Origin of the sequence: Kitasatospora sp. NPDC008115, from assembly GCF_042957205.1 — a bacterium.
GTDB lineage: Bacteria > Actinomycetota > Actinomycetes > Streptomycetales > Streptomycetaceae > Kitasatospora.
This window is the reverse complement of record NZ_JBIBHU010000004.1, coordinates 352144-376710: the sequence shown is the minus strand read 5'-3', so window position 1 is coordinate 376710 and position 24567 is coordinate 352144. Positions and strand designations below refer to the sequence as shown.

The following is a 24567-nucleotide window of genomic DNA, read 5'->3' as shown; positions in this document are numbered from 1 at the left end:
GGACGCTTCCTTCAGGCGGCTTTCACACCGGCCCTCCGGGCGCTTCGTTCTTTCGTGTTTCCAGCTTATCAGACGTTTTCCGCTCCGTTTTCCGGAGTTTCATTCACCCGACTTCGCTTTCCGCTTGTCCCCGCTCTCTCGCGGCGACTCCGGAACTGTATGGGAGGCGGCACGCCACATGCAAATCGTCCCGCCCTGCTGGCGCAGGGCGGGACGACAGGCGGTTCGGGGTCCGCGTCAGGCGCGGCCCATCTCCTCGGCGATGGCCGCCGCGAAGGCGTCGATGTCGGCCTCCGTGGTGTCGAACGCGCACATCCAGCGGACCTCGCCGGTGTGCTCGTCCCAGAAGTAGAAGCGGTAACGCTTCTGCAGCCGCTCGCTCACCTCGCGCGGGAGGATCGCGAACACCGCGTTGGCCTGGGCGGGGCGGACGACGGTCACGCCGTCGATCCCGCGGACCGCCGCCTCCAGCCGGCTCGCCATGGCGTTGGCGTGGCCGGCGTTGCGGAGGTAGAGGTCCCCGGAGAGCAGCGCCTCGAACTGGACCGAGACGAAGCGCATCTTCGACGCGAGCTGCATCGAGGTCTTGCGCAGGAACTTGATGTTCCGGACCTTCTCGGGGTTGAGCACGACCACGCACTCGCCGAACAGCAGGCCGTTCTTGGTGCCGCCGAAGGAGAGCACGTCGACGCCGACGTCCGTGGTGAAGGCGCGCAGCGGGACGCCGAGCGAGGCGGCGGCGTTGGCCAGCCGCGAGCCGTCCACGTGGACCAGCATGCCGTGCTGGTGCGCGTGGTCGACGATCGCCCGGATCTCCTCCACGGTGTAGAGGGTGCCGAGCTCGGTGCTCTGGGTGATGGAGACCGCGAGCGGCTGGGCGCGGTGCTCGTCGCCGTAGCCCCAGGCCTGCCGGTCGATGAGCTCGGGGGTGAGTTTGCCGTCCGGGGTGGGGACGGTGAGCAGCTTGATGCCGCCCATCTTCTCCGGCGCACCGCCCTCGTCCACGTTGATGTGGGCGGTCTCGGCGGCGATCACCGCGCCCCAGCGCGGGAGCAGGGCCTGGAGGGCGACGACGTTGGCGCCGGTGCCGTTGAAGACGGGGTACGCCTCGGCCCGGTCGCCGAAGTGGCGGCGGAAGACGTCCTGGAGGTGGGCGGTGTAGTCGTCCTCGCCGTAGGCGACCTGGTGGCCGCCGTTGGCGAGGGCTATCGCGGCGAGGACCTCGGGGTGCACGCCGGCGTAGTTGTCGCTGGCGAAGCCGCGGACGGCGGGGTCGTGCCGCCGTACCGCGTCCGTGGTGCCGGAAAGGTCGGTCATCGGGCTGTCAGCCACAGGTGCTGTCCGTTCAGTTCTTCTGCGGGGCGGTCCCAGAGGCCCGCCAGGTGTGCGGCGAGGTCGGCGGTGTCGGTGAAGCCGGCGAACTTCGCCTCCGGCTTCTCGGCCCGCATCTCGGGACTGACCAACGCCTTGATCACCAGGATGGCAGCCGCGGCGGTGGGCTTGCCGTCCTCGGCGGTGGTCTCCTTGCGGAAGGAGTCCGCCATGGCGAGCGTCCAGGCCTCGGTGGCGGCCTTGGCGGCGGCGTAGGCGGCGCCGCCGGAGGTGGGCTTGTGCGCGGCGGCGGCGGAGATCATCGCGTAGCGGCCGGACTCGCTGCGGACCAGGGCGGGCTGGAACGCCAGTGAGGTGTGCTGGAGGGTCCGCACGACGGTGTCGTGCAGGAAGTCCCAGTCGTCGATCCGGCTCTCGAAGAAGCTCTTGCTGCCGCGCCAGCCGCCGACCAGGTGGAAGACGCCGTCGACGTGGCCGTGCTCGGCCTCCAGGTGGTCGGCCCAGTCGTGGACCTCCTGGGGGTCGAGGAGGTCGATGACCTGGCCGCTGATCCGCGCTCCGCGCACGGCGACGCGCACGGTGTCGAGGGCGGCCTCCAGACGCTGGGCGTCGATGTCGGCGCCGATGACGGTGGCGCCGTCGGCGGCGAGGCGGCGCAGCACGGCCTGGCCGGCCGGGCCGCTGGCTCCGGCGACGGCGATGACCTTGCCGGTCAGCGGTCCCTTGGGTGCGGTGGTCACGCGGCGACTCCCTGGAGGCCGGCGCCGGTGATGCCGGCGGTGGAGGCGATGACGCCGCCGAGCTTCTTCGAGAGGGCCTCGTAGAACATGCTCAGCGGGAACTCGTCGGGGAGCACGGCGTCGCACAGGGCCTTGTTGAGCGCCTTGCCGTCGGTGATGTCGAACGGCAGCGCCTCGGTGCCCTTGGCCCAGGTGGAGGCGGGGTGCGGGGTGAGGTAGCGGGAGACCAGCTCGTAGGCGGCGACCCAGTGGGCCGGCTTGGGGCGGTCGATGCCCTCGCGGTAGAGGGTCTCGATCTCGGCGCAGAGCGCGTTGGTGACCTGCGGGGCGCGGTCCCAGTCGATGCTGAGGCGGTTGTCGCGCCACTGGAGGGCGTTGTTCTTGTGCAGGTAGGCGAAGAGCAGCTGGCCGCCCATGCCGTCGTAGTTGCGCACCCGGTCGCCGCTGAGCGGGAAGCGGAAGAGGCGGTCGAAGAGGACGGCGTACTGGACGTCGCGGGCGTGCTCGTTGCCCTCGGTCTCCAGCTGCACCGCCTCCTTGAAGGTGGTGAGGTCGCAGCGGAGCTCCTCCAGGCCGTACATCCAGAACGGGCTGCGCTGCTTGATCATGAAGGGGTCGAACGGCAGGTCGCCGTGGCTGTGGGTCCGGTCGTGGATGAGGTCCCAGAGCACGAAGGTCTGCTGGGTGCGCTCCTGGTCCTCCAGCAGGCTCGCGGCGTCGGCGGGGATCTCCAGGCCGAGCAGGTCGACGGCGTTGCCGGTGACGACGCGGAAGCGGGCGGCCTCGCGGTCGCAGAAGATGCCGCCCCAGGTGAAACGTTCCGGCGCCTTGCGCACGGCCACGGTCTCGGGGAAGAGGACGGCGGAGTTGGTGTCGTAGCCGGCCGTGAAGTCGGTGAAGGTGATCGGCACGAACATCGGGTTGTCGAAGCGGGTGCGCTCCAGCTCGGCGAGCCACTCGGGCCACACGACGTTCAGCAGGACGGCTTCGAGGTTGCGGTCCGGGTTGCCGTTCTGCGTGTACATCGGGAAGACGACCAGGTGCTGGAGGCCGTCCTCGCGCTGGTCGGCGGGCTGGAAGGCGAGCAGCGAGTCCAGGAAGTCGGGCTCCCGGTAGCCGGTGTCGGCCCACTTGGCCAGGTCGGCGTCGACGGCGGCCAGGTAGGCGGCGTCGTGCGGGAAGAGCGGGGCCAGCTCCGCGACGGCGGTGCGCACGGTGGCGACCAGCGGGTCGACGGTGTGGCGCTGCACGGCGGACAGGTCGATGGAGCCGTCCTTGGACTGCAGGGGGCGCAGGGTCTCGACGGCGTCCTTCAGACGCAGCCAGGCGGGGTGCTCGGCGAGGTTCTGGACCGGGGTGTCGGCCGCCACAGCGAGCCTTGGCGAAAGATTCTGCATCGTGGACTCACTTCGACAGGAGGGTTTTCAACGAGACCACCATAAGTACGAAAGGTTCTTCTGTTCAAGGGGGGTCTTGGCGGCGGATCTGCGGTGAGCTTCGACCGAGGCGCGCGCGGCGGGCGTGTGAACGGCCCCCGGGATCTTCCGGACGGCGGGGGACGAAGCCCCCCAAGGCGACCATGCCGCGCGTGTCCGGGGCCCGCCACCGGGGAAGAGATCCCGCACCGGCGCGGGCCGTCGGCCGCACCACGGCCGACACGTCCATGCGCCCCCGTACGCGCTCTGCTGCCCATGGCGGTCAGCGGTGATCGTGGACGGGACGCCCGTCCGCGCCGCCCGGGAGGCCGACGTTGCACGGTCCGGACCTGGTCAGCTGGCTGCTCGCCGTCCTCACCGCGGCGTCCGGGGGCTACTGCCTCTCCCGGCTGCGCCACGCCCCGTGCTCCCCGGCGGAGGCTGTGCCGGCGGAGGGCACGCCGACGGAGGCCGCGCGGGCGGACGGCCCGACGGCGGCCCGGCGGCGGCACTGGCGCGACCACGAGTCGGACCTCGCCGAGGGGCTGATGGGCTGTGGCATGGCGGTCATGGCGGTGACCGGGACGGCGGTGCCGGGCGAGGTGTGGGCCTGGGTGTACGGTCCGCCCGCCGTGCTCCTGCTGCTGGCGGCCGCCCGCCGCCCGGACCGGCGCGCGCACCGGCTGCACCACGCCGTCGGCGCGCTGGCGATGACCTACATGGCGCTGGTGATGGCCGCCGCCGGGCCCGGCCACTCCGGGCATCACGCGGCGGCGGACCCGCCGGCGCTGACCGGGGCGCTGCTCGTCTACTTCGGCGGGTACGCGCTGTGGTCCGGCAGCCGGCTGCTGAGCACGGACGGCGGCACGGTGCCGGTGGCCTCGGCCGGGCTGCCCAGGGCCTGCCGGCTGTCGGTGGTCATCGGCATGTTCGCCATGCTCCTGACCATGTAGCCGTTCGCGCGGGGCCAGCGGGACCCGGCGCGCCGGAGCGCGGCCGTGGCGTTGGTCACGGGTGGCCGAAATCCGTACCACCCCGCCGCGCCGGCGCATAAGTTGGCGGGAAGCGCACTGTCGCGCTCCGTGCCTCCTCGGGGAGCCCATGCCATGACGGCCCTGCTCGGCCTGCTCCTGCTCGGACTGCTGCTCGCCACCACCGCTCCCCGGCTGCTGACCCGGGCGCGCTGGGTGGAGCGTGAACCGGTGCTGGCGCTGCTGGTCTGGCAGTGCCTGGTGGTGGCCGTGCTGCTGTGCTGCGCGCTGAGCCTGCTGCTCGCCGCGATGGCCGCCCTGCCCGCCCTGCGCGAGGTGCTGTTCTCCGGCGCGCCGAGGGGCGTGGAGGCCGCGTACGGGCTGCACAACGCCGAGGGCTGGGGCCGGCTTTGCGCGGCGGTGCTGGCGGCGGGCGGGCTGCAGACGGTGTTCGCGCTGACCCGCGAGGTCCGGACGGCGAAGGCGCTGCGGGATCGTCGGCACGCCCAACTGGCCGAGCTGTCACCGCCGTTGCCGGAGTCGATCGAGCCGGTCTCGGGCCAGGGCGCCCGGCCGCGCCGGGAGCGGCTGGTGGTGCTGGAGAACGTCCGTCCCGAGGCGTGGTCGCTGCCGGGGCACGACTCCCGGCTGGTGGTGACCACCGGGGCGATGCGGCAGCTGACCGACCGGGAGCTGGCCGCGGTTCTCAGCCACGAGCGCGGGCACGTCCGGGCCCGGCACCACTGGCTGGCGCAGGGCGCCCAGGCGCTCGCCTCCGGTTTCCCCGGGGTCGGGGTCTTCCGCGCGTTCCGGGACCAGGTGGGCGAGCTGGTGGAGCTGGCGGCCGACGACCGGGCGGCGCGCCGGCACGGGCGGCACACCACCGCCCTGGCGCTGGCCGAGCTCAACCTGGGGCGCGGGGTGTTCGGCTCCTGCCCGCCCGGGCTGGCGCAGTCCCCGAAGCGGGTGGACCGGCTGCTGGCGGGGCGGCCGCGGCTGTCGGTGCCGAACCGGCTCCGGCTGACCCTGGTCGCCCTGACGGCGCCCACCGCGGCCGTGGTGCTGGCCATCGCGCCGGGCCTGCTCGCGCTGCGCTGAGCGCCGCTGCGGTCAGGAACCCGCGGCAGCGGCGGGCGGGTTGACGGCGGGTCGGCCGGTGATCGGCCCGCAGGCGGCCACCGGGTCGTCGTCCAGGGTGAGCGAGAGCACCTCGCGGTGCAGCGGGCGCGCCTCGGTGTAGCGCCGGCGCCCCTCCTCGGTCAGCGCGACCTTGATGCCGCGCCGGTCGTGGTCGCACATCGCGCGGGTGACCAGCCCGGCCTTCTCCAGCCGACCGATCAGCCGGGAGAGCGCGCTCTGGCTGAGGTGCACGGTGGGGGCCAGCTCCTGGACCCGCAGCCCGCCGCCGGTGCCGTCGCAGCCCTCGACCAGGCGTTCCAGGACCTCGAACTCGCTCATGCCCAGGCCGTGCTTCTCGCCGAGCTCGCGGTCGAGCAGGCAGGCGGTCTGGGCATGCCGGGCCAGCAGGTCGCGCCACTGGGCGACCAGACCTGCCTCCGCCGGGGAGTCGAGTTCAGTCACGCCGCCACGGTATCACAGGCGGAAGCAACTTATGCGTTAACATCTTATTCACTTGCATTGGATGCATGTGCATGTAGTCTCTTGCGCCATGACCTCAGCGACCGCCACGACACCCGACGCACCGTCAGCTGCCGGGGGCCACTGGACTCCTCGCCTCTGGGGCACGCTCATCGTGCTCTGCGCCGCGCTCTTCCTGGACGCCCTGGACGTCTCGATGGTGGGCATCGCCCTCCCGTCCATCGGCTCCGAACTGCACCTCTCCACCTCCACCCTGCAGTGGGTGGTCTCCGGCTACGTGCTCGGCTACGGCGGCCTGCTGCTGCTCGGCGGCCGCACCGCCGACCTGCTCGGCCGCCGCCGGGTCTTCCTGACCGCGCTCGCCGTCTTCGCCGCCGCCTCCCTGCTCGGCGGCCTGGTCGACGACGGCGGCCTGCTGATCGCCGCCCGCTTCCTCAAGGGCGTCGCCGCCGCCTTCACCGCGCCGGCCGGCCTGTCGATCATCACCACGACGTTCCCCGAGGGCCCGGCCCGCAACCGGGCGCTGTCGATCTACACCACCTGCGGCGCCAGCGGCTTCTCGCTCGGCCTCGTCCTCAGCGGACTGCTCACCTCGGTCGGCTGGCGCTGGACCTTCCTGATGCCGGTGCCGATCGCGCTGATCGCCCTGGTCTTCGCCGTCCGGCTGCTCCCCCGCCCGGTCGAGGAGAAGGCGCACGGCCGCTACGACGTGCTCGGCGCCATCACCGGCACCGGCGCCGTCCTGCTGCTGGTCTTCACCGCCACCGAGGCGCAGGGCGCGGGCTGGCTCAGCCTGCGCACCCTGGGCTCGCTCGCCGCCGTGGTGCTGCTCGTCGCGGCCTTCCTGGTGGTCGAGAGCCGCACCGCGCACCCGCTGGTGCGACTCGGCATCTTCCGCAACGGCCGGGTCGCCCGGGCCAATGTGATCGCCTTCGCGATGGCCGGCGCGTACGGCGGCTTCCAGTTCGTGGTCACCCTCTACCTCCAGGACCTGCTCGGCTGGTCGGCCCTGGCGATGGCGCTCGGACTGCTCCCGGCCGGTGCGATGATCGCCCTCTCGGCGCCGTTCATGGGCCCGGTGGTGGACCGCTTCGGCACCGGCCGGCTGCTGCCGATCGGCCTGCTCGCCCTGGTGGCCGCCTTCGCGCTGTTCCTGCGGCTGGACGAGCACAGCTCGTACCCGGTGCTGGTGCTCCCGTCGATCGTCCTGCTGGGCGTCGGCTTCGCGCTGGCCTTCCCCTCGGTGAACATCGCCGCCACCGACGGGGTGGCCGACGAGGAGCAGGGGCTGGCCTCCGGGCTGGTGAACACCGCGATCCAGGTCGGCACCGCGGTCGTCCTGGCCGGCGCCACCGCGATCATCACCGCGGGCAACGGCGGCGGGACGAGTGCCCAGGCCCAGCTGGACGGCTACCGGCCCGCGCTGTTCTTCGTCACCGCGGTCGCGCTGGCGGGCCTGGTGATCGCCGTCGCCGGCGCCGTGCTCGACCGGCGGAAGAAGGCCACTCCCCCGTCCGTCCCGGACTATGATTATCCGTCAGCGGGCCGGGAAGACCTGGCTCAGCGGCGCGGCGAGATCCTCAGCAAGAGCTGACCCACAAGCACCGGACGACATCGGGAACCCCGGACAGCGGTTCCCGGCCCGGGTCCGGACCACGCCGCCGGGCAAGGCGCCGGCTCTACCAAACCCCCGTGTTGGTAGGGCCGGCGCCTCCGTACGAACCGAACCGGACCGCGGCCGAGCGTCGGCCGCCGAGGTTCGGCCGCCGGCCCGGCCAGTATATTGGCCGCCAGCCAACGAACGTACGGAGCAGACACGATGGCACCTCGCGGGGATTCGGTCAATGAGGAGATGCGCCAGCGTTCCCGGCGACGCATCATGCGGGCCACCGTCGAACTGGTCGACCAGCGCGGCTACGCCGGCACCACGCTGACCGACATCGCCGAGCGGGCCGGGCTCGCACGCGGGCTGCTCTCCTACTACTTCGACGGCAAGCGGCTGCTGATGCAGTCCGCGACCCACCGGATGATGCACCAGGCGCTGACCGGCGCGCTCGGCGAGCTGGACCCCGCGGCGGGCCCGGAGGCCCGGCTGGCCCGGGCCATCGACACGGTGCTCGGCCTGGCCATGGACCACCCGCGGGTGATGCGCTCGCACCTCGCGCTGATCCTCGACCCGGACACCGGCGCCTTCGTCCAGGACCCGGAGCAGCAGCGGCTCGGCGCCATCCTCCAGGGACTGCTGCGCGACTGGGGGGCGCCCGACCCGGCGGCCGAGCACGCGGTGCTGCGCAGCGCCCTGATGGGCGGCTGCATAGGCGTGCTGCTGCCCGGGGCCGAGCTCTCGCTGGCGCCGATCCGCGCCGACCTGTTCGGCCGCTACGGCCTGCCCTGGCACCTGGGCCGCCCGCCGCAGCCGCAGCCCCCGGAACGCGAGCGGCCGCCGGCCCGCGGCTGACCCGCGGCGGCCGGCGGCCGCTCCCCCGTCGTGCTCCGGTCGTCTCCCGGTCTCCCGGCCTCCTCCCGGCTCCCTCTCAGCGCTCCTTCAGGATCGAGGCCAGCAGGTCGATGGTGCGCTCGGGCGTGAGACTGTCCACGCAGAGCCGCTCCATGACCTGGATGTAGGCGTCGACGTCGTCGCGCTTGTCCAGGTACAGCGCACTGGTCAGCTGCTCCAGGTAGACCACGTCCGCGAGGTCCTGCTCGGGGAAGCGCAGGATGGTGAACGCACCGGACTCACCGGCGTGCGCGCCGAAGCGGAACGGCATGACCTGGATGACCACGTTGGCCTCCTCGGCGGCGTCGATCAGGTACTGGACCTGGCCGCGCATCACCTGGGGCCCGCCGACCGGCCGGCGCAGCGCGGCCTCGTCGATGACCGCCCAGAGCCGCGGGCTGTTGCCCTCGGTGAGCAGCTTCTGGCGGCGCATCCGCAGGCTGACCCTGCGCTCCACCTCCTCCTCGCTGATCACCGGCCGACTCTGGCCGAAAACCGCCCGTGCGTACTCCTCGGACTGGAGCAGGCCGGGGACGAACTGGACCTCGTAGGTACGGATGAGGGCAGCGGCCTCCTCCAGGCCGACATAGGTCTGGAACCATCCCGGCAGGACGTCGTTGAAGCTGTGCCACCAGCCCGACTTGTTCGCCTCGCGGACCAGGCCGAGCAGTGCCTCGCGTTCGAGGCCGTCGTCCACGCCGTAGAGGCTGAGCAGGTCGGCGACGTCACGTTCCTTGAAGCTGACCCGGCCGAGTTCCATGCGGCTGATCTTGGACTCGGAGGCGCGAATCGCGTATCCCGCGTCCTCACGGGTGATGCCGCGCGTCTCGCGGAGCCGGCGCAGCTGGGAGCCGAGGAGGATCCGGCGGACCATCGAGCCGCCGCCCGGCTGAACTGTGGTCATGCGGTCCTAACCTCCACCTAGGGCAAACAGCGCACAGTCTGCCATCAGTTGAGCGCTCACGGTGCCGATACTGACGGATGTTCCTATCAGTTCCGCACTCCGCACACCAGGATGCACGTGCATCCGGCGCTTGCATATGCCATTTGAACGACTGCACGTGAATCGACTCTTGCATCTGCAGTGAGCGCAGAGCACGATGGTGCACGTGCACCTGCACATCCCTGGCAATCCCGCGGGCTCCGCGTCGACCCCACGCGCGATTCCGTGCACCGGCCCGGCAGCGCCCCCGCGCCTCCGGGCCCTCGTGCGCGCGCGCCTGGTCGAGGGGCGGCCGCGCGGCCGAGCGAGTCGGAGGTGACCGGCATGACCCCGGCGGGTCCAGCCGTGTCCGCCCCCTTATGGGAGGAGCTCTTCATGAGCACCGGAACGGCTTTGGCAGTCGACCCCCTAGTGGTCACCTGTACGCTCGCGCCCCGCTATGAGGCCGTCAGAACCGCGCGCGACTTCGCCAGGACCGCCCTGCAGCGCTGGGGGCTGGGCGAGCTCTTCGACGATGTCGCGCTGGTCGCGTCCGAACTGGTGACCAATGCGCTGCGGCACGCGATCGGCGCGTGCCCCACCGCGGCGGACGACTACGACTTTCCCACGTCGCCGGCCGCCGAGAGCCGGCTGCCGATCCGAATAAGCCTCGTGCACCGCGCGCCCCAGGTGGTCTGCGCGGTGAGCGATCCCAGCAGCATCGGCCCGGTGGCCCGGGAGGCGGACTTCGTGGCGGAGTCCGGCCGGGGCCTGCACCTGGTCGACTCGTTCAGCCGCTCCTGGGGCTGGCACCCGCTGGGCGGCGGCAAGGTCGTCTGGGCGCTGTTCGAGGCGGAACGGGCGCCACTGCCGACACCCGCCCCGGTGGCGGAGTTCGGCGGACGGCACCGCCGTTCGGCCTGAGGGACGACCGGCCAGAACGGGTACCCCGGCCGGCCACGGGTCCGGCGGTACGGCCCGCGCAACCACCACAGCACGGCGAACGACACCCCGGCAGCGGCGACCGGCGGCCCTCGGGCAGCGGGCACCGGCAGCCCCCGGCGGTGGCGGCGACAGCCGTGGCGTTCCCGGCACGCCCGGGGGTGCGGACCCCCGGCGGGCGGCCCGGACCGGCGTCCGCGGGGCGGCGCCCGGGAAGTCACAGGGCCGCACCCGGGCCTCACAGGGGCCGGAGAAAGACAAAGGCCGTCGTGGTGTCAGCACCCACGACGGCCCCCCGATGGTGAAGCCGGCGGCCGGTCAGACCGCCAGGTGGTCGAACTCCCCGTCCTTCGCCCCCAGGAGCAGTGCGGCGATCTCGGCCCGGGTGTAGATGAGTGCCGGACCGTCCGGGAAGCGCGAGTTGCGCATCGCCACCTCGCCCCCCGGCAGGGCGGCGAACTCGACGCAGTTCCCCTGGGAGTTGCTGTGCAGACTCTTCTGCCAGACCACACCCTTGAGATCGGTGGCGGCCATCCCGTTGTACGGGTCGTACGTGTCGTGCGTGTCGCGCGTGTCGTGCATAGAAATCTCCCGAAGAGCTCCGGAGTGGGTCGTTCAGCTCGGCGCCCCGGCCCCGGCCGAACGGACGGACCGGCCCCGTACCGGCCCGGCACAACGCCTCACTTGACGTGATGATAGCTCCAGTGCACGTGCATCAGCACGGGACGTTGCAGGTGCACGGCCTTTTCGACACCGAACCGGAACTCTTCACAAGGCCGCCTGCTGACGGTACGTAAACGGACATAGCCGACTGAATCGGCAAGCCGCCGATAACCGCCCGTAGGCGACCACCCGCCGATTGTTGATCTTCGAACGCCGGGAGTCGCCCTTCCGTGACGCTCCGTCAGCCCGTCCGCGCGCTGTGAGACATCTCACGCGCGGAAGCCGCAACGCGGTTCCCGTTCCGGCGCATCTGACCGGGTAGCGGGAGAACCGTCGGCCGGGGGCCGGTTATGTCCGATTTTCGCAGTGGCCGCCCCTCCTGGTTCGGCAGCCGACTGCGGAGCGGGTGGACCGATGTCCTACGATCTCCGCCATGAGCACCGCAGCCATCCCGGGCGCGCCACTGCCCGTCCGCACTCCAGGCTCCCGTGCGCGGGGGCGCCACCGCCGTCCCGAGCGCCCCGAGATCCCGGCCGGTTCCCCGGCCCTGCTGCTCGCCGTCCCCGCGGCCGCCGGGCCCGACTCCCGGTCCGTCGTCGAGGAGCTGCTGTCCATCGTCCGCAGCGAGCAGAACGGCGTCCGGACCGCCGCCGGCTACCTCCCCTCCGGTGACGGCGAGGCCGAGGCGGGCGACGAGCGCACCGTCGCCGAACTGCTGGCCGAGGCGGCCGGGGCCGGCCTGCCCGCGCCGGTCGTGGTGCCGCTGGTGCCCGGCCCGCACGACTTCCTCCCCGCACTGCACGGGCTCGCCGCCGAGTACGGCGCCCCCGTCACCGACGCGCTGGGCCCGCACCCGCTGCTCGCCGAGGCCGTCCACGTCCGCCTCTCCGAGGCCGGGCTGGCCCGTGCCGACCGGGCCAGGCTGTTCGCCATCGCGACCGCCGCCGACGGCGTGGTGCTCACCACCGTCGGCGGGCAGGCCGCGGCCGACGCCGCCGGCATCACCGGCATGCTGCTGGCCGCCCGGCTCGCCGTGCCGGTCGTCGCCGCCGCGCTGGACGTGCCCGGCTCGGTCGCCGACGCCGTCGCCCACCTCAAGGAGATGGGCGCCCAGAACCCGGCGCTCGCCCCGCTGGTGATCGGCCCGGAGGCGGACGCCGAACTGCTCGCCGCGGCCGCCGAGGAGTCCGGCTGCCCGTCGGCCGCACCGCTGGGCGCGTACCAGGCGGTCGGCCAGCTGGTCGCCTCCACCTACCTGGCCGCGCTGCCGGCCGCCGCCTCCGAGGCCGCCGACCAGGCCGGCCCCGCGCAGGAGGACGGCCCGCGCGCCGTCGGGCGGCACGCCGCCCAGTAGCACCCCCGTGCGAAGGGCCCGGAACGGACGCACCGTTCCGGGCCCTTCTCCATGTCCCGACGGGTCCTAGCGACCCACCCGGGTGGTGGGCGCGGCGGCGTCCTTCAGCCGCAGCGCCGGCAGGCTCACCGGCCGCGACTGGCCGGCCAGGGTGGGCACCACGGCCGCGGCGGCGTTCCACTGCGGCCGAGCGGTGCCCTCCTCGCCCGCCCGGCGCACCTGGAGCACCTCGGTGGACCCGGCCCGGCGCAGCAGGATGTTCTTGGGCGGCCCGGCCTCCGGGTCCAGCCACAGCTCATTGCCGCCGAACTCGCAGTCCAGCACCAGCAGGTCGTCCGGTTTGCCGTCGGCCCCGGCCCGGAAGGCGACCCCGGCCCGGCGGTAGCCGGTGAAGCGGCAGCGGCTGAAGGTGACGGACTCCCCGGCGAGCTCGTGCCGGGCGGTGGAGACCGCGAAGTCGCTGCGTCCGGCGGCGTCGATCAGCAGCCCGTCGAAGACGGTGCCCTTGTCCCGGCCGAGCGAGTGCAGCGCCACTCCCCCGCCCGCGTTGCCGTACAGCACGCTCGCGGTGTAGTCGAAGTCGTTGAGGTAGGCGCCGTGTTCGATGCCCCAGCCGCCGTTGTGGTAGGCCGCGAACTCGGTGACCACGTGGTGGTGCCTGGCGTTCAGCCAGACGAAGATCCCGTCCTGGAGGTTGTTGTGGGCCAGGCAGCGCTGGAAGGTCCAGACGCCCTCGCTGTTCTCCGGCCACTCGAAGCCCGAGGCGCCGTTGGCCCCCTGGACGCCGACCGCCACGCAGTCCAGCGCCTTGCCGCCGGTGCCCGCGCCGAGGTTGAAACCGGTCAGCCGGTAGGCCCGGGGGTTGGGTTCGAGCAGGGTGCGGGAGGCGACGCAGGACTCGTAGACGATGTCGTCGGACGGCTGCTGGGGGGTGCGGGTGTCCAGCGGGCCGTCCCACCAGTAGGCGTCCTCCCAGGTCTCGTGGCTGATGCAGGCGCGGAAGGTGATGCCGTGGCTGGCGTGCGGGACGTAGGCGTGGCTGCCGGCGTCGCGGACGACCACGCCCTCGACGACGGTGCCGCGGGTGGTGTCGCCGAGGCGGTGGAAGTGCAGGCCGTAGCGGCCGAGCACCGGCGCGGTGACCGGGGCGGCGCCGTCCGGGCCCTTCCAGGTCTCCTTGGTGTCGGCGCGCGGACCGACCCACCGCAGCGCGGCGTGCCGGACGTCGGCGCGCCGGGAGCTGGTGAGGTGGACGTGGGTGCGGCCCCCGGCGGTGCCCTCGACCCGGACGCTGCGGGTCAGGTTGAGCACCTCGGCGCCGACGGTGACGCCCCCTCCGGCGGCGACCCCGGGGTGGGCGTGGCGGAGCGGGGCGCCCAGGGTGACGGTGGTTCCGCTGACGGAGCGGATGGTGACGAGGTCGTAGGCGGTGGAGAAGCCGTCCTGGTCGGGCGGGCCGGTCGGGGTGACGGCGAGTTCGTCGCCGGGCAGCCAGCCGGCGGGCGGGGCGGCCAGCTCGACGACGGTGTCGCCGGCCGCGAGCGCGCCCCCGGCGCGGACCCAGGCGGTCTTGGCGGCGCCGTCCAGCCGCAGGTAGCCGGCGCCGGTGACCCAGAGGCCGACGTCGGTGTCGACCACCTTCATGCCGTCGCCCTGGAAGCGCTTCTCGTCGACGGCGGGGAAGCGCAGGGTGTGGACGTGGTCGCCGTCGGGGGCGAGGGCGAGGACGCCGCGGACCTCGACGTTGCCGGCGGCGGCGAGGGTGACGGTGCGGTCGGCGGCGAAGGTGAGCGCGCCGCCCGGCTCGACCAGCAGGGAGCCGACCTCGGCGTCGGTGTCGAGCAGCACCCGGTCGGTGATCCGTACGGCGCTGCGCGGGCCGGGCGGGCCGCCGCCCCAGCCGGCCCGGTCGGACCAGCGGCGGCCGCTCTGGTCGACGGTGGGTGCGGGGGCGGGCTGCTCGGGGGCCGCGCCGCCCGGCGGCGAGCCGCCGTGGCCGTCGGGGCCCATCGGGCCGGCCGCCTCGGTGGGGGTCGTGCCGATGACGGCGGCCGGGGTGACGAGCCGGGTCTCGCCGGTCAGCGAGCGGCGCAGGACCTCCTCGCCGCTGATCGCCGCGAAGGCGGTGCCGACGGCGAGCCAGCGCAGTAGTGCCCGGCGGGTCAGGTGAGTTCGGGACGGTTCGGGTTGGATGTCCGCTCTGCGGTGCTTTGCCCGGCGATGCGCTCCACGCGGCCGGGCGGCCGGACGGGAGGCGTCCGGCTCCTCGTCGATGCCCATCGGTGCGTAGCCCTCTCCCGAGACGGCTGCGGCGCGTCGGCGCGGTGCCGACGCTCTGAAGCATAGGCAGTTGCGTTGACCGCGACCGGCGTTGCGGGAAATCGGTCATTTCTGATCATGAAGGACAGCCGGTCGGCGGCGATTTCGTAAACCGTGACGAGCGTCACACATGTTTGCGGTTTGAACGCGCCTCTGCTTAACGTGCTCCCCGTTCGTGGCCACACGGACCCAGCACGTCCGCGACGCCGAGTCCTGCCGTCGGGCGCGCTGGCAGCGCAATGCACCACGGCAGGAGCGGGGGAACCACAGGTAGTTCGCCCAGGACCGGTCCTTTCGGGCCGGCCCCGGGCTAGGGGTGAAGCCGCGTCCACAGCGCGGCCGGGCAACTCCAGCCCGAATCCGACAGCTCACCTCGCAGGCGTGGGAGAGGACCGCGTCTTCATGCTGCCCACCAACGGCACCCGACTGTCCGGCCGTACCCGTCGCGCGATCGCCGCCCTCGGCGTCGCGGGCATCGGCCTCACCATCCCCTGCCTGACCTCCGGCACCGCCTCCGCCGCCTCCGTCGCCACCTGGGACAAGGTCGCCCAGTGCGAGAGCGGCGGCAACTGGAGCATCAACACCGGCAACGGCTTCTACGGCGGCCTCCAGTTCACCAGCTCCACCTGGGCGGGGTTCGGCGGCACCGCCTACGCCGCGCGCGCCGACCTGGCCACCAAGGACCAGCAGATCGCGGTCGCCGAGAAGGTCCTGGCCGTCCAGGGCCCCGGCGCCTGGCCGGTCTGCTCGGTCAAGGCCGGTCTGACCAAGGGCGGCACCCCGGCCGCGGTGGACACCTCCGCCGCCGCCAAGCCGGCCACCCCGGCCCCGGCCCAGACCCCCGCCCCGGCCGCCAAGCCCGCCGAGAAGCCCGCCGCCCAGCAGCCGGCCGCCAAGCCGCAGGCCCAGGCCCCGGCCGCCACCACCACCGCCCCCGCCGCCGAGCAGCGCCAGGACGGCCGGCAGTGGCGTCAGCAGGCCGGTCAGCAGGGCGCCGAGGCCTACACCGTGGTCGCCGGCGACTGGCTGTCCACCATCGCCGACGAGCAGCACGTCCAGGGCGGCTGGCAGCGCCTGTACGAGCTCAACCGCGCCACCCTGGCCGACGGCCCGCACACCATCTACCCGGGCCAGCGGCTGGCCCTGGGCGAGGGCGCCGAGGGCCGGGACTTCGACTGGTTCAACCGCGCCGGCAGCGGCACCCAGACCCCGGCCGCCCGGCCGCAGAGCCGGACCGAGGCCCCCGCCGCCAAGCCGGCCGAGAAGCCCGCCGCGCAGGCCCAGACCCCGGCCCCGGCCCAGACCGCCACCGGCAGCATGGCCGCCGCCGTCTCCTTCGCCCAGTCGAAGGTCGGCCAGGCCTACGTCTACGGCGGCACCGGCAACGGCGGCTGGGACTGCTCCGGCCTGACCCAGGCCGCGCTGCGCGCCGCGGGCGTCTCCGTCCCGCGCGTCGCCGCCGACCAGGCCGCCGCGTCCACCCACGTCTCGCTGGACGCCCTCAAGCCGGGCGACCTGCTGTTCTGGTCCAACAACGGCAAGGACTCCGGCGTCTACCACGTCGCGCTCTACATCGGCGACGGCAAGTACGTCGAGGCCGCCAACCCGAAGTCGGGCGTGCGCGTCCAGACGGTCGCCAACTGGGCCCCGGACTTCGCCGGCCGGGTCTGACCCCGCCACGCCGCGGCCCCCGGGGAGAGTCCGATCGCTCCTCCCCGGGGGCCGCGGCATGCCCGGAAACGCGCCGCTGCGTTGCCCGGACGACGGGCGGCCATGGTCAAACCGGGACCGCAGCGGGCATGCTGCTGCCCTGTACCCGAGGAGGAGTCACCATGGCCCAGGTCACCGTCTCGCTCGACGCCAACCTCGCGATCGACGCGATGATGCTGTCCGGCACCAAGAGCCCGCAGGACGCCGTAGAACTGATCCTCCGGGACTTCCTGGAGCGCGGCCGGCGCACCGAGACCCGCACCGGTGACGCCGCGGACGGCCACCGGGTCACCCAGGACCGTCCGATCGTCCAGGAGGGCTGAGCGGGAACGCCGAAGGGGCCCGGGAGCACACCGCTCCCGGGCCCTGCCCCGTTCTCCTCAGCGCGCGCGGGCCCCGGTCGAGCCGCGCATCACCAGCTCCGGCTGGAACATGAACTCCCCGCGCTGCACGGCGTTCCCGCCGACCTCCTCCAGCAGCGCGTCCACCGCCGCGGTGGCCATCGCCTCCACCGGCTGGCGCACGGTGGTCAGCGGCGGCTCGGTGAAGGCGATCAGCGGCGAGTCGTCGAAGCCGACCACCGAGACGTCCTGCGGCACCGCCAGGCCCCGCTGCCGCACGGCCCGGATCGCGCCGAGCGCCATCATGTCGCTGCCGCAGACGATCGCGGTGCAGCCCTTGTCGAGCAGCGCCCCGGCCGCCGCGTGCCCGCCCTCCACGCTGAACAGCGTGTGGTGGACCAGCCCCTCGGCCTCCTGGCCGGTGAGCCCCAGCACCTCGCGCATGGCCGCGGTGAAGCCCTCGATCTTGCGCAGCACCGGCACGTACCGGCGCTGGCCGACCGCCAGGCCGATCCGCTCGTGGCCGAGTTCGGCCAGGTGCTGGACGGCCATCCACATCGCGGCCCGGTCGTCCGGCGAGATGAACGGCGCGTCGATCCGCTCGCTGTAACCGTTGATCAGCACGAACGGCACCCCGCGCCCGGCCAGCCGGGCGTACCGGTCGTGGTCGGCGGTGGAGTCGGCGTGCAGGCCGGAGACGAAGACGATGCCCGCCACGCCCCGGTCGACCAGCATCTCCACCAGTTCGTCCTCGGTGGAGCCGCCGGGCGTCTGGGTGCAGAGCACCGGCGTGTAGCCGTGCCGGCTCAGCACCTGCTCGATCACCTGGGCCAGCGCCGGGAAGATCGGGTTGCTCAACTCCGGGGTGATCAGCCCGATCAGCCCGGCGCTGCGCCGGCTCAGCCGGGTCGGCCGCTCGTAGCCGAGCACGTCCAGGGCCGCCAGCACGGTCTGCCGGGTGGTGGCCGAGACGTTGGCCTTGCCGTTGAGCACGCGGGAGACGGTGGCTTCGCTGACCCCCGCCTGCGCCGCGATGTCTGATAGTCGCGCCGTAGTCACGGTCCCAGAGCCTATTGCAACCACGTCAGACCGCCCACCAGTCGGTGCTGTCCGCGGCGAGCACCGCCTCGCCGTCCGCCACCACCGGGTCGGCGCCGGCGGAGGTGAGCAGCAGCCGGCCGGGGGCCGGTATCCGCACCGGGGCGCCGGTGGTGTTGGCGGTGCAGACGAAGGAGCCGCGGCGGAACGCCAGGGTGCCCTCGGGGCTGTCCAGCCACTCGACGTCGGTGCCGGCGCCGAGGTCGGGGCGCGCCTTGCGGACGGCCAGCGCCGAGCGGTAGAGCTCCAGGGTGGAGGTCGGGTCGCCGGTCTGCGCCTCGACGCTGAGGGCGGCCCACTCGGCGGGCTGCGGCAGCCAGGACGGTCCGCCGGCGGTGGGGCCGAAGCCGTAGGGGGCCTCGGTGCCGGACCACGGGATCGGGACGCGGCAGCCGTCGCGGTAGCCGTCCTGGCCGGCCTGGCGGAAGAACGACGGGTCCTGGCGGACCTCGTCGGGCAGGTCGGTGACGTCCGGCAGGCCGAGCTCCTCGCCCTGGTAGACGTAGGCGGAGCCGGGCAGGGCGAGCATCAGCAGGGTGGCGGCGCGGGCGCGGCGCAGGCCGAGGGCGCGGTCGCCGGGGGTGCGGATCTGGGTGCCGAGGCCGGGCGGGTTGGCGAACCGGGTGGCGTGCCGGGTGACGTCGTGGTTGGAGAGCACCCAGGTGGTGGGGGCGTCGACCGGGCGCATCGAGTCGAGCGAGAGGTCGATCACGGCGCGCAGTTCGGCGGCGTCCCAGGAGGTGCCGAGGTACTGGAAGTTGAAGGCCTGGTGCAGTTCGTCGGGGCGGACGTAGTTGGCGGTGCGCTGGACGGTCGGGGTCCAGGCCTCGGCGACGCCGATCCGCTCACCCGGGTACTCGTCGAGGATGGTGCGCCAGGCGCGGTAGATCTCGTGCACGCCGTCCTGGTCGAAGAAGGGCATGACGTCGTTGCCGAGCAGCCTGAGCTGGTCGGCGCCGCCGAGGTCGGGCAGGCCGGGGGCCTTGACCAGGCCGTGGGCGACGTCGATGCGGAAGCCGTCGACGCCCATGTCCAGCCAGAAGCGCAGGATGGAGCGGAACTCGTCGGCGACGGCCGGGTTGTCCCAGTTGAAGTCGGGCTGCTCGGGGGCGAACAGGTGCAGGTACCAGTCGCCCGGGGTGCCGTCCGGGTTCTCGGTCCGGGTCCAGGCCGGGCCGCCGAAGATGGACTCCCAGTCGTTGGGCGGCAGTTCGCCGTTCGCGCCCTTGCCGGGGCGGAAGTGGTAGCGGTCGCGCAGCGGGGAGCCGGGGCCCTCGCGCAGGGCGCGCTTGAACCACTCGTGCTGGTCGGAGGAGTGGTTGGGGACGAGGTCCACGATGATCCGCAGGCCCAGCCGGTGGGCGTCGCGGATCAGCGCGTCGGCGTCCAGCAGGGTGCCGAACATCGGGTCGACGGCGCGGTAGTCGGCGACGTCGTAGCCGGCGTCGGCCTGCGGGGAGGCGTAGAACGGCGAGAGCCAGACGGCGTCGACGCCGAGGTCTCGCAGGTAGGGCAGGCGGCTGCGGATGCCGGGCAGGTCGCCCATGCCGTCGCCGTTGGAGTCGGCGAAACTGCGCGGGTACACCTGGTAGATGACCGCGTCCCGCCACCAGCCTCTGTCCGCGGCGGCACCGGCCCCGTCGGCGGTGGCGTCGGCGGCGGGCCGGGAGGTGTCGGCCAGGTTCTGGGTCATGGACGGTATCCCTTGCGGAGTGTGGCGGGCGGAGCGGTCGGGACGTCGGCGGGGACGTCGCTCAGGACTTGGAGGCGCCGGCGGTCAGGCCGGTCACCAGGTGGCGCTGCACCAGGTAGAAGAGGACCGAGGAGGGGATGGCGATCAGCACGGCGGTCGCGGCCATCAGGTTCCACTGGGCGTCGTGCTCGCTGACGAAGGTCTGGAGTCCGACGGCGAGGGTGTACTTGTCGGAGCTGAGCATGAAGGTGGAGGCGAAGGCGACCTCGGCCCAGGCGGTGAGGAAGGAGTAGAACGCGGCGACCGCCAGGCCCGGGCGGGCGAGCGGCAGCACCAGCCGCCAGAAGGTGCCGAACGGGGTGAGTCCGTCGACCCGGCCGGCTTCGTCGATCTCCACCGGGATGGTGTCGAAGTAGCCCTTCAGCAGCCAGGCGCAGTACGGCACGGTGGTGGTCGAGTAGACCAGGATCAGGCCGAGGTAGCTGTCCAGCAGGTCGAGCTCGGACAGGATCGTGTACATCGGCACGATCAGTACGGCGATCGGGAACATCTGGGTGACCAGCAGCGACCACATGAGCGGCTTGTGGCCGGGGAAGCGCATCCGGGAGACGGCGTAGCCGGTGGAGGCGGCGATCAGCACGCCGAAGACGGTGGTGACGCCGGAGACCAGGAAGGCGTTGCCGAACCACTTGAAGAAGTCGGTGTCGAACAGCACCGTCTCGTAGTTGGAGAGGGTCAGTTTGCCGAGGATCTCGCCGGGGTGCAGGTAGTCGGTCTTGTCCGGGCCGAACGAGACGTAGAGGATCCACGCCACGGGGAACAGCGCGATCAGGCTGGCCAGGGTCAGCGCGCCGTGCATCAGGGTCCTGGCGAGCGGGCCGCTCTCGCCGCGGGGGCGGACCTTGGCCGGGCGGGCGGCGGGGGCCGCGGGCCGGGCGGCGAGGGTGGTGGGTCGGGCGGCGAGGGTGGTGGGTCGGTCGGTGGTGGTGCTCATCGGAGTGTCTCCTTCGTGGTCGCCGGCTTCGCCGGGGTCAGCCGTTCGCCCGCTCGTTGCGGGCGAGCCAGCGGCGGTAGAAGGCGGTGAAGACGATCAGGATGGAGAGCAGGATGACGCCGTAGGCGGCGGACTGCGCGTAGTCCCGGGGCTGCTGGCCGAAGCCGAGCCGGTAGGCCCAGGTGACCAGCAGCTGGGCGTCGGGGGCGCCGTTGCCGAACAGCAGGAAGATGACGGCGAACTGGTTGAACGTCCAGATGACGCCGAGCAGGACGACGGTCGAGGAGACGGTGCGAAGGCCGGGCAGGGTGACGTGGCGGAACCGCTGCCAGGCGGTGGCGCCGTCCATCTCGGCGGCCTCGTACAGCTCGGCGGGGATCGACTGGAGGCCGCCGAGCAGCGAGATCATCATGAACGGCACGCCGACCCAGGTGTTGACCAGGACGGCGGCGGCCTTCTGCGCGGTCGGGTCGTCCAGCCAGCCGGGCTCGGGCAGGTGGAGGGCGGCGAGCAGGCCGTTGACGGCGCCGCCGTCGGCGAGCATCAGCCGCCAGGAGAAGACGGTGACGAAGGTCGGCACGGCCCAGGGCAGGATGAGCAGCATCCGGTAGACGGCGCGCCCGCGCAGCTTCTGGTTGAGCAGCAGGGCCAGGCCCAGGCCGATGGTGTAGTGCAGGCCGACGCACAGGGCGGTCCAGGCGATGGTCCAGACGAAGTGCGACCAGAAGCGGTCGTAGGAGCCGGGGCCCCAGAGGATGTCGGCGTAGTTGTCGAAGCCGACGAAGCCGTAGGTGGCCGGGATCTCGTTCTCGCCGATCTTGCGGGCGACGTTGAGGCTGTTGGCATCGGTGAGGGTGAGCCAGAGGCCCTCGGCGAGCGGGTAGAGCACCAGGACGCCGAGGACCAGCACGACCGGTGCGATCATCGCGTAGGCGTACCAGTGCTTGGCGTACGAGCGCTCGAGGCGCTCCATCAGGCCCGGACGCGGATCGCGCTGCCGGCTGCCCTGGCCGGTGGCGCCCTGCACGGCGACTGACATTGTTCGACACCTTCTCGGGGGAGGTCCGCCGCCTCGCTTCGGCGACTGCTGCTACGGGGTCCGGCCGTCCGGCCCGCCGGGGGAACGGCGGACCGGACGGCTGGGGCCTGTCTCTCGGGCTTTGCCGCGGACCGGGCAAGGACCCGGGAGACAGGCCCGTGGTGAGGGTGGATTACTTGGCGAAGCCCGGGAGGAGCTTGGCGTAGTCCGTGGCGACGGTGTTCAGGCCGTCCTGGGTCGCGGTGCCCTGGACGACCTTGCCGAGGTTGGTGCCCAGCGACGCGAACAGCGAGCTGTACTCCGGCAGTTCGGGGCGCGGCTTGGCGCTCGGCAGCACGGCCTGGAAGCCGGCGATGCCGGGGTCGGCCTTGACCTCGGGGGTGAAGGCGTCCTCGCGGGTCGGCAGGGTGGAGTTCTTCTGCGCGATGAAGGCCTGGCTCTCGGCCGAGGTCATGAAGGCGGCGAACTTCTCGGCGGCGGCCTTGTGGGCCTTGTCGGCGCCGGCGTAGACGGAGATGTTGTGGCCGCCGGTCGGGGCGCCGCCCTTGCCGGCGGAGCCGCCGGGGACTGCGGCGATGCCCAGGTTGGCCTTGTCGGCGAAGGCGGAGCCCTTGTAGATGTTGGTGATCTCCCAGGGGCCCTGGACGATCGCCGCGACCTTGCCGCTGTTGAAGGCGTCCATCATGTGCGCGTAGGCGTCGGTGGTGACGTCGGCCTTGGCGGTGCCGGGCGCGGTGAACAGGGACTTGTAGGTCTCGACGGCCTTGACGGCCTCGGGGCCGGCGACGGTGATCTTCCTGCCCTTGGCGTCGACGGTGTCGGTGCCCTCGCCGAACAGGAACGGCATCGCGTAGTAGCCGTCGGCGGCCTTCAGCCAGAAGCCGTCGACGCCGGCCTTCTCCTTGACCGCGGCGGCGGCGGTCTTGAGCTCGTCCCAGGTGGTGGGGGCGGCGGTGATGCCGGCCTTGGTGAAGAGTTCCTTGTTGTAGAGCAGGCCGAGGGTGTCGGTGACCAGCGGCACGCCGTAGAGCTTGCCCTCGTAGGTGGCCTGCTGGATGAGGCTGGGCTGGAACTTGGCGGAGTCGGCGGCGGCCGGGGTGCCGTCCAGCGGCGCCAGGTAGCCGGCCTTGGCGAAGGCGGCGGTCCAGCCGACCTCGGAGCGGAACACGTCCGGAGCGCCCTTGGCCCCCATGGCGGTCTGGAGCTTGTTCTGGGCCTGGTCGAAGGGCACGTTGACGAAGTCGACCTTGACGCCCGGGTTGGCGGCCTCGAACTTCTTGACGAGTTCCCGGTAGTTCGGCGCCTCGTTGGTGGCGTTCGAGGTGTCCCAGTAGGTGAGGGTGACCGGCCCGTCGGCCTTGCCGTCGGAACTGGAGCCGCTGCTGCCACAGGCAGCCATCGAGACCGCGAGGGCCACAACGAGGGCAGAGGCCGCGATGCCACGCCGCATGAGAACTCCTTGGAGGGTGGGGGTGCCCGAAATAACCGGAGACAGGCGCATAATGGCTGCCTTGCCTCGCGCCGACCGCACCGTTGCTGCCGCCGGGCCCGGAAGGAAGTTAACAGCGGGGCGACAGCTCCGGAAAGTCCTTGCAGCAAGTTTCTGCAAGAAACGGCGATCGTTACCCCCGCGTGTCCTCCACGTTGCCGCACGGTAGTTGACAGCCGGAAAATCTATTCGGTTTTGTCCGGTTTGCCCCGGTCAGCCGCGACCGCCGGGGCCACCCTCCGTGGTGAAAGCCTCTTGCAGCGCCCCCGTCAGCCGGTGGTGCCGAACCGCAGCACGGTGGTCGAACGGAACTCCTCGCCCGGGCGCAGCACGGTGCTCGGGAAGGCCGGGTGGTGCGGTGAGTCCGGGAAGTGCTGGGTCTCCAGCGCGATCCCGGCGTACGGCCCGTACGGCGTCCCGCTCGCGCCGGTGACCCGGCCCTGGAAGGTGTTGGCGGTGTAGACCTGGATGCCGGGCTCGGTGGTCAGCACCTCCAGGGTCCGGCCACCGGCCGGGTCCTCCAGCCGGGCGGCCCGGGCCGGGGCGCCGTCCGCCGGGCGGGGCCGCAGCACCCAGTTGTGGTCGTACCCGCCGGGCCCGGTGAGCTGCGGGTGGTCGTCGTGCAGCGACTTGCCGATCGGCCGGGCGGTGGTGAAGTCGAAGGGCGTGCCGGCCACCGGCTCGATCCGGCCGTAGGGGATCTGCCGCTCGTCGGCGGGGGTGTAGCCGTCGGCGTCCAGGGTGAGCAGGTGGCCGAGGACGTCCCCGGAGCCCTCGCCGGCCAGGTTGAAGTAGGCGTGGTTGGTGAGGTTGAGCACGGTCGGCGCGCCGGTCACCGCGTGATAGCGGATCGCCAGCTCGCCGCCGGCGTCCAGGGTGTAGTCGACGGTGACGTCGAGCGCGCCCGGGAAGCCCTGGTCGCCGTCGGGGCTGTGCAGCCGCAGCCGGACGCCGCCGGGCACCTCCTCGGCCGCCCACATCCGGTGCGCGAAGCCGTCCGGGCCGCCGTGCAGGGTGACCCCGTTGCCGGTCGGGGCGAGCTGGTGCTCCTGGCCGTCGAGGGTGATGACGCTGTCGGCGATCCGGTTGGCGTAGCGGCCGACCACGGTGCCGTAGTGGCGGGCCGGGCCGAGGATGTCGGCGAGCCGGTCGGTGGAGAGCAGCAGCTGGGCGGGGCGCCCGTCGCGGTCGGGGGCGACGAAGGTGTGCAGGGTGGCGCCGAGGGTGAGCACGCTCGCCTCGTACGGGCCGGCGTTCAGCGTCCACCGCTCGATCGCGGCGCCGGCGCCCGAGGGTTCGAAGGGCTCGCGCCGCACGCTGGTGGTCTGCGGCCCGTTCGCCGGGGGCGTCGCCATGGCCTGCTCCTCACTGGCGGGCCACGGGAAGCGCGCCCGCCCTTCGCCGGGGTGCCGGGCCCTGTGGGTGGGCCCGGGTCGGCGTCAGCCTAGT

General features: G+C 72.8%; 21 protein-coding genes and 1 riboswitch. Of the genes, 8 read left to right on the top strand and 13 right to left on the bottom strand.

Features of this window, described 5'->3' with window-relative positions; translation table 11 throughout:
- Positions 1–237: 237 nt before the first annotated feature.
- The 3 genes from ACFZBX_RS07975 to ACFZBX_RS07965 are packed head-to-tail and all read right to left on the bottom strand — an operon-like array spanning position 238 to position 3469.
- Positions 238–1317 (bottom strand): threonine aldolase family protein, encoded by a 1080-nt coding sequence (locus ACFZBX_RS07975; RefSeq protein WP_391532083.1) that lies wholly within the window; start codon positions 1315–1317, stop codon positions 238–240.
- Positions 1314–2072 (bottom strand): SDR family oxidoreductase, encoded by a 759-nt coding sequence (locus ACFZBX_RS07970; RefSeq protein WP_391532082.1) that lies wholly within the window; start codon positions 2070–2072, stop codon positions 1314–1316. The genes ACFZBX_RS07975 and ACFZBX_RS07970 overlap by 4 nt, the downstream gene beginning before the upstream one ends.
- Complete coding sequence (locus ACFZBX_RS07965; protein ID WP_391532081.1) at positions 2069–3469, bottom strand: DUF6421 family protein; 1401 nt, start codon at positions 3467–3469, stop codon at positions 2069–2071. The genes ACFZBX_RS07970 and ACFZBX_RS07965 overlap by 4 nt, the downstream gene beginning before the upstream one ends.
- Before the next feature lie 353 nt (positions 3470–3822).
- On the opposite strand from ACFZBX_RS07965, the gene ACFZBX_RS07960 reads away from it, so the two are divergent.
- Positions 3823–4440, top strand: coding sequence for a DUF5134 domain-containing protein (locus ACFZBX_RS07960; RefSeq protein WP_391532080.1), 618 nt, complete (start codon positions 3823–3825; stop codon positions 4438–4440).
- Between the two features lie 153 nt (positions 4441–4593).
- Complete coding sequence (locus ACFZBX_RS07955) at positions 4594–5556, top strand: M56 family metallopeptidase (protein ID WP_391532079.1); 963 nt, start codon at positions 4594–4596, stop codon at positions 5554–5556.
- Between the two features lie 12 nt (positions 5557–5568).
- Here the strand turns inward: ACFZBX_RS07955 and ACFZBX_RS07950 are convergent, their stop codons facing one another.
- The gene (locus tag ACFZBX_RS07950; RefSeq protein ID WP_391532078.1) at positions 5569–6039 is read right to left on the bottom strand and encodes a MarR family winged helix-turn-helix transcriptional regulator; all 471 of its coding nucleotides are present in this window, start codon (positions 6037–6039) and stop codon (positions 5569–5571) included.
- Positions 6040–6127: 88 nt separating this feature from the next.
- Here ACFZBX_RS07950 and ACFZBX_RS07945 point away from each other — a divergent pair, with 88 nt between their 5' ends.
- Both ACFZBX_RS07945 and ACFZBX_RS07940 read left to right on the top strand, forming a co-directional pair.
- Positions 6128–7651 carry an MFS transporter gene (locus ACFZBX_RS07945; RefSeq protein WP_391532077.1) on the top strand — a complete coding sequence of 508 codons (1524 nt, stop codon included), beginning with the start codon at positions 6128–6130 and terminating at the stop codon, positions 7649–7651.
- 258 nt (positions 7652–7909) lie between these two features.
- Positions 7910–8515 carry a TetR/AcrR family transcriptional regulator gene (locus ACFZBX_RS07940; protein WP_391532076.1) on the top strand — a complete coding sequence of 202 codons (606 nt, stop codon included), beginning with the start codon at positions 7910–7912 and terminating at the stop codon, positions 8513–8515.
- 76 nt (positions 8516–8591) lie between these two features.
- Here ACFZBX_RS07940 and ACFZBX_RS07935 read toward each other — a convergent pair whose 3' ends face one another.
- Entirely contained in the window at positions 8592–9458 is an 867-nt protein-coding gene (locus tag ACFZBX_RS07935) for a helix-turn-helix transcriptional regulator (RefSeq protein ID WP_344327623.1), read from the bottom strand.
- A gap of 414 nt (positions 9459–9872) precedes the next feature.
- Here ACFZBX_RS07935 and ACFZBX_RS07930 point away from each other — a divergent pair, with 414 nt between their 5' ends.
- Complete coding sequence (locus ACFZBX_RS07930) at positions 9873–10400, top strand: ATP-binding protein (RefSeq protein ID WP_391532075.1); 528 nt, start codon at positions 9873–9875, stop codon at positions 10398–10400.
- A gap of 336 nt (positions 10401–10736) precedes the next feature.
- On the opposite strand, the gene ACFZBX_RS07925 is transcribed toward ACFZBX_RS07930, so the two are convergent.
- Positions 10737–11000 (bottom strand): DUF397 domain-containing protein, encoded by a 264-nt coding sequence (locus ACFZBX_RS07925; protein WP_391532074.1) that lies wholly within the window; start codon positions 10998–11000, stop codon positions 10737–10739.
- A 514-nt stretch (positions 11001–11514) separates the two neighbouring features.
- Between ACFZBX_RS07925 and ACFZBX_RS07920 the strand changes: the two genes are divergently transcribed.
- Positions 11515–12435, top strand: coding sequence for a hypothetical protein (locus ACFZBX_RS07920; protein WP_391532073.1), 921 nt, complete (start codon positions 11515–11517; stop codon positions 12433–12435).
- Positions 12436–12501: 66 nt separating this feature from the next.
- Here the strand turns inward: ACFZBX_RS07920 and ACFZBX_RS07915 are convergent, their stop codons facing one another.
- The gene (locus tag ACFZBX_RS07915; RefSeq protein WP_391532072.1) at positions 12502–14715 is read right to left on the bottom strand and encodes a hypothetical protein; all 2214 of its coding nucleotides are present in this window, start codon (positions 14713–14715) and stop codon (positions 12502–12504) included.
- Between the two features lie 271 nt (positions 14716–14986).
- Positions 14987–15149, top strand: a riboswitch (cyclic di-AMP (ydaO/yuaA leader).
- On the opposite strand from ACFZBX_RS07915, the gene ACFZBX_RS07910 reads away from it, so the two are divergent.
- Together ACFZBX_RS07910 and ACFZBX_RS07905 are read left to right on the top strand one after the other, a co-directional pair.
- On the top strand, positions 15136–16425 hold the full coding sequence (locus tag ACFZBX_RS07910) for a transglycosylase family protein (protein WP_391532071.1): 1290 nt from the start codon (positions 15136–15138) through the stop codon (positions 16423–16425). It overlaps the preceding riboswitch by 14 nt.
- A 161-nt stretch (positions 16426–16586) precedes the next feature.
- Positions 16587–16787, top strand: a complete 201-nt coding sequence (locus ACFZBX_RS07905; protein WP_380764315.1) for a hypothetical protein — start codon at positions 16587–16589, stop codon at positions 16785–16787.
- Between the two features lie 57 nt (positions 16788–16844).
- On the opposite strand, the gene ACFZBX_RS07900 is transcribed toward ACFZBX_RS07905, so the two are convergent.
- The 6 genes from ACFZBX_RS07900 to ACFZBX_RS07875 form a co-directional block, all read right to left on the bottom strand.
- On the bottom strand, positions 16845–17864 hold the full coding sequence (locus tag ACFZBX_RS07900) for a LacI family DNA-binding transcriptional regulator (RefSeq protein ID WP_391532070.1): 1020 nt from the start codon (positions 17862–17864) through the stop codon (positions 16845–16847).
- A gap of 25 nt (positions 17865–17889) precedes the next feature.
- A complete protein-coding gene (locus tag ACFZBX_RS07895) occupies positions 17890–19596 on the bottom strand; it encodes a glycoside hydrolase family 13 protein (RefSeq protein ID WP_391532069.1) in 1707 nt (568 codons plus the stop codon).
- 61 nt (positions 19597–19657) lie between these two features.
- Positions 19658–20590 (bottom strand): sugar ABC transporter permease, encoded by a 933-nt coding sequence (locus ACFZBX_RS07890; RefSeq protein WP_391532068.1) that lies wholly within the window; start codon positions 20588–20590, stop codon positions 19658–19660.
- Between the two features lie 37 nt (positions 20591–20627).
- Positions 20628–21629, bottom strand: a complete 1002-nt coding sequence (locus ACFZBX_RS07885; RefSeq protein ID WP_391532067.1) for a carbohydrate ABC transporter permease — start codon at positions 21627–21629, stop codon at positions 20628–20630.
- Positions 21630–21801: 172 nt separating this feature from the next.
- Complete coding sequence (locus tag ACFZBX_RS07880) at positions 21802–23079, bottom strand: extracellular solute-binding protein (protein WP_391532066.1); 1278 nt, start codon at positions 23077–23079, stop codon at positions 21802–21804.
- Between the two features lie 308 nt (positions 23080–23387).
- Positions 23388–24473: an aldose epimerase family protein gene (locus ACFZBX_RS07875; RefSeq protein WP_391532065.1), complete on the bottom strand. Its 1086-nt coding sequence runs from the start codon at positions 24471–24473 to the stop codon at positions 23388–23390.
- Positions 24474–24567: the final 94 nt, after the last annotated feature.

Coding starts and splice junctions, on each gene's coding strand:
- ACFZBX_RS07975 (WP_391532083.1), bottom strand. CDS start 1,317: ATGACCGACCTTTCCGGCACCACGGACGCGGTACGGCGGCACGACCCC.
- ACFZBX_RS07965 (WP_391532081.1), bottom strand. CDS start 3,469: ATGCAGAATCTTTCGCCAAGGCTCGCTGTGGCGGCCGACACCCCGGTC.
- ACFZBX_RS07955 (WP_391532079.1), top strand. CDS start 4,594: ATGACGGCCCTGCTCGGCCTGCTCCTGCTCGGACTGCTGCTCGCCACC.
- ACFZBX_RS07945 (WP_391532077.1), top strand. CDS start 6,128: ATGACCTCAGCGACCGCCACGACACCCGACGCACCGTCAGCTGCCGGG.
- ACFZBX_RS07940 (WP_391532076.1), top strand. CDS start 7,910: ATGCGCCAGCGTTCCCGGCGACGCATCATGCGGGCCACCGTCGAACTG.
- ACFZBX_RS07935 (WP_344327623.1), bottom strand. CDS start 9,458: ATGACCACAGTTCAGCCGGGCGGCGGCTCGATGGTCCGCCGGATCCTC.
- ACFZBX_RS07930 (WP_391532075.1), top strand. CDS start 9,873: ATGAGCACCGGAACGGCTTTGGCAGTCGACCCCCTAGTGGTCACCTGT.
- ACFZBX_RS07925 (WP_391532074.1), bottom strand. CDS start 11,000: ATGCACGACACGCGCGACACGCACGACACGTACGACCCGTACAACGGG.
- ACFZBX_RS07920 (WP_391532073.1), top strand. CDS start 11,515: ATGAGCACCGCAGCCATCCCGGGCGCGCCACTGCCCGTCCGCACTCCA.
- ACFZBX_RS07915 (WP_391532072.1), bottom strand. CDS start 14,715: ATGGGCATCGACGAGGAGCCGGACGCCTCCCGTCCGGCCGCCCGGCCG.
- ACFZBX_RS07905 (WP_380764315.1), top strand. CDS start 16,587: ATGGCCCAGGTCACCGTCTCGCTCGACGCCAACCTCGCGATCGACGCG.
- ACFZBX_RS07895 (WP_391532069.1), bottom strand. CDS start 19,596: ATGACCCAGAACCTGGCCGACACCTCCCGGCCCGCCGCCGACGCCACC.
- ACFZBX_RS07890 (WP_391532068.1), bottom strand. CDS start 20,590: ATGAGCACCACCACCGACCGACCCACCACCCTCGCCGCCCGACCCACC.
- ACFZBX_RS07885 (WP_391532067.1), bottom strand. CDS start 21,629: ATGTCAGTCGCCGTGCAGGGCGCCACCGGCCAGGGCAGCCGGCAGCGC.
- ACFZBX_RS07880 (WP_391532066.1), bottom strand. CDS start 23,079: ATGCGGCGTGGCATCGCGGCCTCTGCCCTCGTTGTGGCCCTCGCGGTC.
- ACFZBX_RS07875 (WP_391532065.1), bottom strand. CDS start 24,473: ATGGCGACGCCCCCGGCGAACGGGCCGCAGACCACCAGCGTGCGGCGC.